Raw genomic sequence first — 12099 nt, forward strand, 5'->3', positions numbered from 1 at the left:
TTTAGTCAATAGTAATTCTATTCTGGCATGGTAAACTGGTAGATAGCTTGAATATATACCTGTTCGATGTTTTATCATGGTTAAAATTTAAACTGATTCAATTCAGTTATATCATCAATTATGTTGCGAATGCAACAATTTTATAGAGGGGTGAATCCATTGACTGAAAAAAAAGAAGTGTTGCGTGAAATCGGCATGATTGCCCGCTGTTTGGATTCAATCAGCAACGTTGAATTCCAACATCTGAACTTGTCTCGTGGACAGTATTTGTATCTTTATCGCATATGTGAGAATCCTGGTATTATCCCCAACCAGCTCGCTGAATTAATCAAAGTGGATCGGACCACTGCGGCTAGAGCCATCAGCAAACTGGAAGCGGACGGGTTTGTCGTCAAACAGTCGGCAATGGGTAATAAAAAGAATAAGTTGTTATATCCGACAGATGCGGGTCTTGAAGCCTGGGAGTTCATCCGCAGGGAGGGTGTTCATTCGGACCAGGTAACGCTGGAGGGCTTAACGGAGGAAGAGATCGAGATTGCAGTTAAGCTGTTGCGCCGGATGCGCCACAATATTGAGGTGGATTGGAAATTCGTCAAAAAGGGCGGGCGCCGACCTTATATGGATCAATCTGAATGAACTATAATTCTAATACGTAAGGGCTGTCTGCTGGAGTATTTCGGGCGACAGCCTTTTTGCTGTAGAAACCTATGCCGATATTCTGTATAATCTTCCAGGCTGAATATGAGAGCTGAACTTCATTACAGTAACGGAGGGGTTGCGCAATGAGCGAACGGGGATCAGATTTTTACGAAGACGGGGCCAATTTCGAGAAGTATATGGAACGCCGGCAGTGGCAGGAGAATGCCAATGATACGTTGGAGAAGCCTGTAATGCTGGAGTTAGTCGGAGACGTTGGGGGCTTGAGCATATTAGATCTCGGCTGTGGGGATGCGAGGTTCGGAGCAGAACTGTTGGGTCCCGCCCACCGTGGTGGCAGTTACACAGGAATTGAAGGTTCAGTGAATATGATTCAGGCTGCCAATGAATCGATAAAGGGTCAGAACGCACAAATTGAGCAAGCGTATATGGAAGATTGGAGCTATCCTGCAGATACATATGATCTGGTCATATCCAGACTGGCGATTCATTATATTGAGGATGTGGACAGCCTATTTCGCAAGGTATACCACACGTTAAAAGAGAATGGCACATTCGTATTTTCGGTAGAACATCCTGTGATCACGTCCACGTTGCAGCCTTCGGGGGTCCGAACCAACTGGGTCGTCGATCAGTATTTTGTGGAGGGATTTCGTGATCAGCAATGGCTTGGAGGTACGGTGAAAAAAATGCATCGCTCCATCGAATCCTACTATATGGCATTACAGCAGGCAGGATTTCAAGTACAGCATCTGCGGGAATCGGCGCCTCAGCGTCAGCATTTTGTGAACGAGGAGACGTACCTGCGCAGACAGCGGATTCCGTTGTTTTTATTCCTGTCTGCCCGGAAATAGTACACAGAACACTGTGGATAATTCATAATATAGCCAAACAGCCCAAAACCTGTCCACATGTGGATAAGATTTTGGGCTACTTCGACTGTTCTGACTGTGAATAGATATAGAAGATTATTTATCCGATGCTCTGACATATACACGTTCTCCATGTCGGTCCACATCCACAGGTGATTCAAAAAAGTTACTCAGTACGTCTTTGTTCATCAACTCGCTGGTTAATCCGCTATTCACGATCTCACCCCGCCGGAGCAGCAGACTGTGACTGAACACAGGTAATATTTCCTCCGTATGATGAGTCACGTAGATGAGCGAAGGGGTATCCGGCTTCTGCGTTAGCTCACTGATACTTTCCAGCAGCCGCTCTCTAGAGAACAAATCGAGTCCATTGCAGGGTTCGTCCAGAATGAGAACACGCGGGTTAGCCATCAGGGCTCGGGCAATGAGCAGCTTCTGCTTCTCCCCCTGGGAGCAGGTACGGTATTCGCGATCCCACAGATGCTGACAGCCGAGTGTATGCATCAATTCTCGTGCTTGATCCAGATCCTCGTCGGACAGTTTATCGTATAGTCCGATCGTGGCATGTTTACCGCTGATCACGACGTACTGGGTGCGGTCGGTGCCATACAATTTTTCCTGAAGGGAGGAGCTGACCCAGCCAATCGACTTCCGCAGCTCACGCAAATCCACATCCCCGTAACGGTGTCCGAGCACAGATATCGTACCTTCTGTGGGCCAGAGATATCCGGTGATCATGTTCAGGAGTGTGGTTTTACCGGAACCATTCAGGCCAAGCAATGCCCAATGTTCGCCTTCGTTTACACGCCAGCTGACATCGTTCAGCAGGGTGATTGGTCCCCTTTTCCAAGTAACATGCTGTACATCAATGATCATAGGTTATTCCTTCCTTCTGTTTAGCCTCTGTCTCCATTATCCTGACCTTATTGTAGTCACAAAACGACTGACGTTTCAATGCATATTAGGCGTTTCTTGGCCGATCCCGGCGCAGGAATACAGCACACACCCCGAGCAGCGGCAAAAAAGAACATAGCTTGATGACGAATGAAATGCTGGTCACATCAATCAGGGAACCGAGCACAACCGAGCCGAGTCCCGCCATGCCGAACGACAGGCCGAAGAACAATCCCGATACCGTCCCAATATGACGCGGCAGCAACTCCTGTGCGTAGACAATGATGACACTGAAGCCGGACATCAGAATCAAACCGATGATGCCGCATAATACCATGGATAGAGCAGGTCCCGCATAAGGCAGCAGCAGTGAAAATGGTGCAGTACCCGCGATGGAGAACCAGATCATCGGTTTACGTCCATAACGGTCAGCCAGTGGGCCGCCGAGCAGGGTTCCAACCATACCCGCAAATTGCAGAACGAACAGGCAGATCTGGGCCTGCGAAAGAGGCAGGTTATACGCATCGGCGTAATAAAAGGCATAGTATCCGGTCATGCCGGCAATATAAACGAATTTGGAAAACAGCAGCAGGATGAGGATCCCCATTGTAAAAGCGATAAATCCCCGACTTACAGGTTGGGCAGCAGGCTGCACAATGCCATTTGCCTGTACAGGCTGTTGCTGACGGCTGCGATTTTCCGCCAATTTGTCTCTATACCAACGGCTAACGGAAGACTGGATAAAGATCCCGATTAGGGCAAAAGCCATTAGCCACAGAAAACTAAGCTGTCCATGCGGGAGAAGGATAAAGGCAACCAGCAACGGGGCGAGAGCCTGACCTGTGTTGCCACCGACCTGGAAGATGGACTGTGCCATTCCGCGTCCTCGACCTGCCGCCAGATGGGCAACGCGTGAGGATTCGGGATGCAGAATGGATGAACCTATGCCGATCAATGCTGCGGAGACAAGCAGCATCCATAGCTCGGAAGACAAGGCAAAGCCGAGAACACCGATGAGGGAGAACAACATGCCGCCAGGCAGAAGGATTGGCATGGGCTTGCGATCAGACATATAACCGACCAGCGGCTGTAGAACGGATGCGGTAATATTCAATGTGAAGGCAATCCAGCCCATCTGGGCGAAACTGAGCTGCATGGTCTGCTGGAAAAGCGGAAAAGCAGACGGAACAACGGTCTGCATCGCATCATTCAGCAGATGGGCGAAGCTGACTCCGGCAAGCGCCCAATTGGCGGAGTGATTGATTTGCATTTTGCTTACAGCGGCTTGTGCCACGGGAGATCACCTCGAATTATTTTTTTTACCATGATAAAAGATACAGACAGATATTGTCTTTGTGAAAAGTGCTTGGAAAGTGAGCACGATTTGCTATAATGTCAGCAGGTGAGGAAACGATGGAATTAAATATGATGCTGAATGGATTGGAATTGTGGAAGGCTTCTGGCGGATTCACCAATGAACCTCATGTGCATGATGACTGGTATCAGGTTACGTTGCCTGTAAGAGGACAATGCCATCTGGTGCAGGAACAGCATGCTTATCCACTACAAGCAGGACTGGGGATTATTGCACATCCCCGGATGGAGCACTTTTTTGAGATTGGTTCGGATTCCGCGGTTATCGTTATCAAGTTTCGTAAGCCGCCAGCTGGCGGATTGGAGGATTCAGCGAGGCAAGGGGTGCAGACCGAATTTCGGACAACACAAAGCTTCGATCCTGCTGAAATTAGCAGACTGTTTCGAGGCTGGAACGCCATTTTGCTGGACGATGCGCCCGAACCATTGCAGATACAGGAAGCAGAGCTTGCAGTAGAGACCTATCTTAGACGAATGCTGACTGGTCAACCGAATGGGAGTAACCTGACGCTGGCAACCGCAGGAATAGGTGTGGCGGGGAGCGTGGGGTCTAGCCTGGTTTGCGGGCAGCTTTCGAATCTGCTTCAGCGAACTAATAGCAACGGCGGCGCGTTCATCGACCCCCATCTGCGGCGTGTGCTGGAGTATATACACAGTGACTATACAAGTCCAATGGACATTGAATCGATGGCGGCGGTTGCGCACCAGAGCAGATATCATTTTATGCGTTCCTTCAAGGCACTGACAGGTTCAACGCCGTATCAGTATGTGCTGAATTTGCGTGTGGAGGAAGCCACCCGACGACTGCGCCATACAACAGATTCTGTGACCACCATCAGCTTTGGGCTGGGGTTCTCCAATGTCAGTCAGTTCTACAGGGCTTTTCAGCGCTTGACGGGTGTAACACCGATGGAGTATCGAAACCAGATGTAGAATCCGAAGAGGACAGGTACACGTTTCAAAAATAGAACAATCCTGCGCTGCACCAGAACGCTGGCGTAGGCAGGACAAGAACCGGGCAGAACGAAAGAAACACGTTCATTGCCCTTTTTTCGTGCTTTTTTTGCCCGCTAACCTGTCTCCCAGATCGACAAAAGCATCTAGATCTCTTCGCAAGCAAACACTGATTTTTGTTGTTGCCAAACCAGATGGACTTTGCTAAGATGGGAAAAATAGTTTATGTAAGCGTATACATTTGTAGCGAAATTACAACGTTGTAATTTTTGTTTTGTGTTTATATCTACGTGTTCAATCGTTTGTTATTTATTGTAATATTCCATTATTAAAGGGGTTTAACGGTTTTTGTATTTAAGGGGATGATTTGATTTATGCATGAAGTGGCATGTTTGTGTTCAAAAATTCAAACGTTGTAATTTTAATGCGAAGGGGAGTCTATGAAGTGAAAAATCGCATGTCCACGCTGTTCAGCCTGATCAAACGGGATAAGTATTTGCTGCTGATGTTCTCACCCATTTTTCTGTATTACGTCATCTTCATGTATGTTCCCATGCCGGGCATGCTGCTGGCCTTCCGCAATTTCATGCCGGGGCAGGGAATGTTCAGCGGGGAATGGGTGGGCCTGAGGTGGTTTGATCAGTTCGTGAATTCCATCTACTTCTGGAGGCTGCTGCGCAATACGTTTTTGCTCGCCTTCCTGCCGCTCCTGTTCGGCTTCTCCATCCCCATTCTGTTCGCCGTCTGTATTGTAGAAATCAAGAATCAGACGTTTAAGCGGTTCGCCCAGACTGTTACCTACCTTCCGCATTTCATCTCCACCGTCGTGGTCGCAGGCATGATTATTAACTTCCTGTCACCCACGGACGGGATCGTGAACACCCTGATTGCCAAGCTCGGTATGGAGAAAGTGAACTTCATGATGGACGCCGGATGGTTCCGAACGATATTCACCAGCTCCGATATTTGGCAGAGCTTTGGTTTCAGCTCCATTATCTACATTGCAGCCATTATGGGCATTGACCCCGAAATGTACGATTCCGGCAAAATTGACGGCGTCAACAAATTCCAGGAGCTATGGCACCTGACACTTCCCAGTATCAAACCAACGATTGTCATCCTGCTGCTCCTGTCGCTTGGAGGCATTATGAGCGTAGGATTTGAGAAAGTATATCTGCTTTATAATGGTGCTACCTATGAGACCGCAGACGTGTTATCCACCTACGTATACCGAATGGGGATTGAAGGACAGAACTACGGATTTGCGACAGCCGTCGGCCTGTTCAACTCTATTATCACCTTTGTGCTTGTGTTCGCGGCTAATACGATGACCCGGCGTCTGACCAAGATGTCACTCTGGTAAGACCATATCCCGACCCAAAGGAGACCTGTATGCAAAAATCGAGAAGTGACCGGTTATTCTACGGATTTGTCTACCTGCTGACCATATTGGCAGTCGTCGTTACGCTGTATCCTTTTCTGTACGTGATCAGCATTTCATTCAGCTCAGTTGATGCGATCGACAAACAAAAGGTTGCGTTGTGGCCGGTAGGATTCACTTTGTCCGGGTACAAAATGGTGCTCCAATACCGGGAGTTGTGGGTGTCCTTCTATAACACCCTGTGGTACACCGTTATAGGTACATTGCTGAATATTGTAGCTACGTGCCTCGCTGCATTTCCGTTATCCAGGCAGCAATTTTTCCTGCGCAGAAAGCTGAACTTTTTCATCGCCTTCACCATGTATTTCTCGGGTGGACTCATCCCGGTCTACATGCTGATTACGTCACTGGGGCTATATAACACCCGCTGGGTGATGGTGCTTCCTGTGCTGGTCATTACGTTTAACGTCATGATCTGCCGCTCAGCCTTTGAGGGTATTCCGAATGAAATCTTCGAGAGTGCAAGCATAGACGGGGCCAATGAACTGACGATGCTGTATCGTCTGGCGATACCCATTATCAAGCCAACGCTTGCTGTGCTGACGCTATATTACGCCGTATTCCACTGGAACAACTTCTTCTCAGCCCTGCTATATCTGGGCAAACAGGATATGCAGCCCTTGCAAATGTTCCTGCGCAGGGTGCTGATCATGGCATCACCGGAGGTCATGCAAAAAATGGGCGGCACGATGACCACGGGTGCGCTCGCGGTGTCCACACTTCAGGTTCGGTATGTGTCGATTGTGGTCAGCATTCTGCCAATCGTTACGATCTACCCTTTTATCCAGCGGTACTTCGTCAAAGGGATTACCCTCGGAGCCGTGAAAGGATAGCCTTATTGATCACCATGCATCACCCAAGGTTGTTCATAACAAGGAGGAATAACGGATGATAATCAGAGGGGCCGGAAGAAAAAGTGTTCTCGCGGTGATTCTTGCTATCAGTCTCGCCGGATGCAGCAGCAGTACAGGATCAGGGGGAGATAAGGGCAGTGCTTCACCAAGCTCGGAGCCAGCGTTCAACTACACAGGGGCAGGTCCGGTAACGGACCAGAAAGATGCCAAGCTGTCGATTCTCGGGACTAACGCATGGACGACTAACGTGGATCTCTCTACTGCGGAGATTGTGAAGAAAATTGAGAGTAATGCCGGGGTAACAGTCGATTGGGATCTCATTCCGCCACAGAATTATGCAGATGCGGTGAATCCAAGGCTTGCGGCTGGAACGGGATTGCCGGATATCGTCTATCTGCCAGATCAGGATCAGCTCATGAAATACATTAACAGTGGTCTGTTTATTCCGCTGAATGACCTAGTGGAGAAGTATGGTGTGAATCTCAAAAAAATATACGACAAATCCCCATCCGTCAAAGCCAGTTTAACGACGCCAGATGGTAAAATGTATTATGTTCCGCAGCAAACGCTTACGAAAAACTACATGCCCTTGTTTATGGTGAATGAACGTTGGTTGAAGAAGCTGGGGCTGAACGAACCTGCGACACTGGATGAGTTCACAGCGATGCTGCGCAAATTCAAGACAGACGACCCGAACGGAAACGGCGAGGCGGATGAAATACCGTTGTCCATGGAATCCAAGTTTGTGCCGATGGCATTTGGTCCTGCTTTTGGCCTCGATCTGTCCAATCAGTTCTATGCTGATGACCAGGGTAAGGTGCATTTCAGCTATTACGAGCCTGCCTACAAGGAATATCTGTCGTACCTGAACGGGCTGTACAAAGAAGGACTGCTCGGGGTGGACTATGCCAGTACCACAAGTGATCAGGTGACCTCCCGCATCTCGCAGGATGTAACCGGAGCCACGTTTAATTTTAGCTGGTACATGTCGATGGTCTACAGCCCGCTGTTCAAGGATTATGATCCGGCGGAGCCCATCTTCAAAGGCATTCTGCCACTGAAAGGACCGCATGGAGACCAGTTCTATATTGGACGTACTCCTGTGAGTGGGATTTTTGGAATCTCCAAAGATAGCAAAAATCCTGAACTCGCCTTCCGTTTCCTGGATTATGCGGTTAGTGAAGAAGCGCAGACGTATTATACGTGGGGAATCAAGGATGATACGTACACCGAAGAGAATGGCGTGAAGACATTCACGGACAAAGGCAAAGATAATGACTATATCCAGAAACTCGGCATTGGTCCCGTGAATCTGCCGAACATTCAGTCTACCGATTCGGCGGATTCCGTTGTGGCCGAATGGCATGCCAAGCTCGACAAGGAATTGGAGCCTTACATCCACGAGCCGTTTCCATTTGTATATGCTCTGCCAGATGAGGCGAGTGTAGAGAGCATGTCTATGCCGGATATTACGACATATGTGGAAGAGATGAACTTCAAATTTATAAGTGGAGATGCCAGTCTGGACCAGTTTGACAGCTATATTGAAACTTTGAAAAAAATGAACATTGAGCAGGTTATTGCCGGCAGACAGGCGCAATATGACCGGTATAAGGCTGCACAGCAATAAGCTTCCCAAGGGTTGAGAGGTGTTGATTGATTTTGATAACCATTAAGGACATTGCCAAATTAGCGGGAGTGAGCTACAGCACAGTATCCAAGGCGCTCAACGGTGATCCCCGTATCAAACCGGCGACGCGGCAGAAGGTGCTTGCGGTTGCGGAGAAGCATCAATATCGAAAAAACATTATGGCACAGCAGCTCTCCACCGGCAGAAGCAACATTATTGGCTTTGTTCTTGATGAACTGAGCAATCCGTTGTTTTCGAATATATCGGGCAATCTGCACGCGGAGCTGAAGAAGCGGGGATACCAGATGATTTTGGTCGTCGCGGATGATGGGCTGGATGTTTTTAGCCAGCTTCGCGTGGATGGATGTATCCTGTGGGATTATGCGCTGGACAATCGGGATGCCTTCTGGAAAAAGTTCGCGACACTCAACATGCCATGTTTTGTGCTTGGTACAGATGAAGCCCCGAATTCCCCTTACATCAAGATTGACCGGAAAGAGGGCATATACAAAGCGGTTGAGCATCTGAAATCACTGGGACATAGCCGGATTGGTTTCATTGGCAACTCCCAAAATATCAAGCTTGAAGGGTATCGGGAAGCGTTGCAGCGCACAGGCCTTGATTTTGATCAACGCCATGTGCTGCCTGCACATTCCTCCTGGGAGGATGGTTATTTTGCCATTCGGAATTATACGTTTGAATCAGATTCGCCAACGGCATTTATTGGCTTGAACAACCTGGTGACCCGAGGCGCGCTGCGGGCTTTGCTGGAAGCCGGCTACAATGTGCCGAATGATATTTCGTTAATCGGTTATGATGATCTGCCGGATATGCAGTATGCCGAGGTGGCGCTAACCACCATTGGCCCGCCGCTGGATGAACTGGCAGCACAGGCAGCAGAGTTGATCGTATCGTTGATCCGTGATGAGCAGACGGATTATCCGGTGATTATCCAACCGAAGCTGAATCATCGCAATTCGACGGCAGTTTGCCGTCAGCAGGTGTCTGAGCATTAAGGATAGGCTGAGTACAACATTCAAGGTCCAGGGAGGGTTCTTTTATGCAAGTACAGACGCAGTTATCTTGGTCGGAGCGAATAGCGGAGATGATTTGCCAGCAATGCGATGGAGAGGGCTATCATGTGTTTCCTTCGGAACGGTGGGCATATGTTCAGGGAATGACGTTAATGGCAATGGCACGCACTGGCAAGCAATACGGCAAGGACGAGTATGTTTCTTTTATGAAAAGACATATGGATCTGTATGTTCAGGAGGATGGTTCCATCGGAACGTATTCCCTGGAAGAGTACAACCTGGATCAGATTAATCAGGGCAAGAACCTGTTCGAATTGCTGGAAACCACCGGGGATCAGCGATACGCTGAAGCTGCGCATCTGCTCGCAGCCCAGCTCGCTGGACAGCCCCGAACGTCGGAGGGCGGATTTTGGCACAAAAAAATCTATCCGTTCCAGATGTGGCTGGATGGATTGTATATGTCGTCGCCATTCCTGGCGCAATATGCTAAGACGTTTGACCGACCTGATCTGTGGGATGAAGTGGCTCATCAGATTTTGCTAATCGAACGCAAGACGCGTGATCCGCGCACGGGTCTGCTCTATCATGGATGGGATGAATCGAAGGAGCAGGTCTGGGCCGACTCCGTAACCGGATGCTCCGCACACTTCTGGAGCCGGGCGATGGGCTGGTATGCGATGGCGATCGTGGATAGTCTGGAGCACTTCCCGATTCATCATCCGAAACGGGGCACAATCATTGGCATCTTCGAGCGCATGTGTAATGCATTGGTACGTGTACAGGAGCAGGAGAGCGGGCTCTGGTTCCAGGTGCTGGACCAGGGATTCCGCAAGGGCAATTATCTGGAAGCTTCCGGTTCAAGCATGTTTGTGTATGCCATGGCGAAGGGCGTTCACTTGCGTTACCTTGAGCCGCATTTCAGGCAGGCCGCAGAGAAGGGATGGCATGGACTGACGTCCCGTTTGATGGAAGAAACGGAGGAAGGCGTGAAGCTGAACGCGATCTGTCACGGGGCAGGGCTCAGTCTGGATCGGGATGGTTCATACAGTTATTATGTCGGCGAGCAGATTGTAAGTGACTCGTTCATGGGCATGGCACCGCTCTTGCTGGCTGCGCTGGAAATGGAGCGATTGCCATGAACAAACCTCTGTCACATGGATCAGATGTGGATCTGTACAGGAATGGTTACCTGGTTGCTGCGGACGGAAGCGGCGATTTTCCCACTATTCAGGCTGCCATTGATGCGATTCCGGCCGACTGCACTGAAAAGTATACGATTCGCATAAAGCCAGGCACTTATATTGAAAAACTACACATCGAGAAGCCGATGGTTCACCTCGTCGGCGCGGGAGCTGATCAGACTATCATCACGTATGATGATTATGCGCTCAAGAAGTTCCCGAACGGGGAGTTGTATCATACCTTTCATTCTTACACGACCTTTATTGGTGCAGATGAGTTCACCGCTGAAGGACTTTCCTTCATCAACTCGGCTGGACCTGGTCGTGAGGTGGGTCAGGCGTTGGCTGTCTACGTGGATGGGGACCGGGCAGCCTTCAGGCATTGCCGATTTATAGGTCACCAGGACACGATCTTTACCGGACCGCTGCCCGAGCAGCCCATTGACCGGAGTTTCTTCGGGGGGCCGCGTGACGGGGCAGAGCGGCGGAAGCTGCGCCAATATTATGAGGACTGTTACATTGAGGGCGATGTGGATTTTATTTTTGGCTCGGCTACGGCTGTGTTTCAGGGCTGTGAGATTTTTGCGAAGAATCGCTTGAGCGATGTTGCTGCTGCAGAGGGAGAAGTGAATGGCTGGATCACGGCTGCTTCCACACCAGAGGATGCACGTTATGGCTATGTGTTTATCGATTGTGACCTGACCAGCAACGCCCCCGTTCAGTCCGTATATCTAGGCAGACCGTGGCGTAATCATGCCAAAGTCTGCTTCCTGAACTGCTGGATGGGGGCGCATGTGAAGCAGGAGGGCTGGCATAACTGGAACAAGAACGATGCGGAAGCGACGGTAGCGTACTTCGAATATCATAGTGCCGGACCTGGGGCCGGAAGTGTGATGGGGAGAGTTCCATGGTCGAAAATACTCAGTGATCAGGAAGCGGCCGAATATAGTGTGCCTGTTATTTTATCCGGTGAGGATGGGTGGCAACCTTTCGAAGGTATGCTGTCATTTGAACTAGTCTCCTCGAAGTTAAAATAAGCGTGGTAATACATCCGTTTATTTATAAAATAAAATAAAAAAAGGCCATCTATCAAGTCTCTTAATGACTTGGTAGATGGCCTTTTTGTGCGGTATATTACATTTTTCGCCCCCCATAGAAATAATTTATCCCTTATCTCAATTGCATTTTACTGATTAAATACAGGGTGA

The 12099-nt window shown here is 49.2% G+C and carries 11 protein-coding genes; 9 read left to right on the forward strand and 2 right to left on the reverse strand.

Annotated elements, in window-relative coordinates; translation table 11 throughout:
* Positions 1 to 129 precede the first annotated feature (129 nt).
* Positions 130 to 636 carry a MarR family winged helix-turn-helix transcriptional regulator gene (locus AC4PM4_RS09765; protein ID WP_064641639.1) on the forward strand — a complete coding sequence of 169 codons (507 nt, stop codon included), beginning with the start codon at positions 130 to 132 and terminating at the stop codon, positions 634 to 636.
* A gap of 146 nt (positions 637 to 782) precedes the next feature.
* The gene (locus AC4PM4_RS09770) at positions 783 to 1511 is read left to right on the forward strand and encodes a class I SAM-dependent DNA methyltransferase (protein ID WP_491613480.1); all 729 of its coding nucleotides are present in this window, start codon (positions 783 to 785) and stop codon (positions 1509 to 1511) included.
* Between the two features lie 114 nt (positions 1512 to 1625).
* Here AC4PM4_RS09770 and AC4PM4_RS09775 read toward each other — a convergent pair whose 3' ends face one another.
* Positions 1626 to 2405 carry an ABC transporter ATP-binding protein gene (locus AC4PM4_RS09775; protein WP_024629731.1) on the reverse strand — a complete coding sequence of 260 codons (780 nt, stop codon included), beginning with the start codon at positions 2403 to 2405 and terminating at the stop codon, positions 1626 to 1628.
* A gap of 85 nt (positions 2406 to 2490) precedes the next feature.
* The gene (locus AC4PM4_RS09780; RefSeq protein WP_090809210.1) at positions 2491 to 3717 is read right to left on the reverse strand and encodes an MFS transporter; all 1227 of its coding nucleotides are present in this window, start codon (positions 3715 to 3717) and stop codon (positions 2491 to 2493) included.
* A gap of 119 nt (positions 3718 to 3836) precedes the next feature.
* On the opposite strand from AC4PM4_RS09780, the gene AC4PM4_RS09785 reads away from it, so the two are divergent.
* The 7 genes from AC4PM4_RS09785 to AC4PM4_RS09815 all read left to right on the forward strand — a co-directional run bounded on the left by AC4PM4_RS09785 (position 3837) and on the right by AC4PM4_RS09815 (position 11928).
* Positions 3837 to 4730 (forward strand): helix-turn-helix domain-containing protein, encoded by an 894-nt coding sequence (locus AC4PM4_RS09785; protein ID WP_491613481.1) that lies wholly within the window; start codon positions 3837 to 3839, stop codon positions 4728 to 4730.
* A 466-nt stretch (positions 4731 to 5196) separates the two neighbouring features.
* Entirely contained in the window at positions 5197 to 6114 is a 918-nt protein-coding gene (locus AC4PM4_RS09790) for an ABC transporter permease (protein WP_063565906.1), read from the forward strand.
* A 29-nt stretch (positions 6115 to 6143) separates the two neighbouring features.
* Complete coding sequence (locus tag AC4PM4_RS09795; RefSeq protein ID WP_063565907.1) at positions 6144 to 7025, forward strand: carbohydrate ABC transporter permease; 882 nt, start codon at positions 6144 to 6146, stop codon at positions 7023 to 7025.
* A gap of 55 nt (positions 7026 to 7080) precedes the next feature.
* Positions 7081 to 8676 (forward strand): extracellular solute-binding protein, encoded by a 1596-nt coding sequence (locus AC4PM4_RS09800; RefSeq protein ID WP_491613482.1) that lies wholly within the window; start codon positions 7081 to 7083, stop codon positions 8674 to 8676.
* Between the two features lie 32 nt (positions 8677 to 8708).
* Complete coding sequence (locus AC4PM4_RS09805; protein WP_063565929.1) at positions 8709 to 9692, forward strand: LacI family DNA-binding transcriptional regulator; 984 nt, start codon at positions 8709 to 8711, stop codon at positions 9690 to 9692.
* Positions 9693 to 9736: 44 nt separating this feature from the next.
* Entirely contained in the window at positions 9737 to 10849 is a 1113-nt protein-coding gene (locus AC4PM4_RS09810; protein ID WP_491613483.1) for a glycoside hydrolase family 88/105 protein, read from the forward strand.
* Positions 10846 to 11928, forward strand: a complete 1083-nt coding sequence (locus AC4PM4_RS09815) for a pectinesterase family protein (RefSeq protein ID WP_491613484.1) — start codon at positions 10846 to 10848, stop codon at positions 11926 to 11928. The genes AC4PM4_RS09810 and AC4PM4_RS09815 overlap by 4 nt, the downstream gene beginning before the upstream one ends.
* Positions 11929 to 12099 lie beyond the last annotated feature (171 nt).

The organism is Paenibacillus sp. MDV22-iso6, assembly GCF_058408365.1.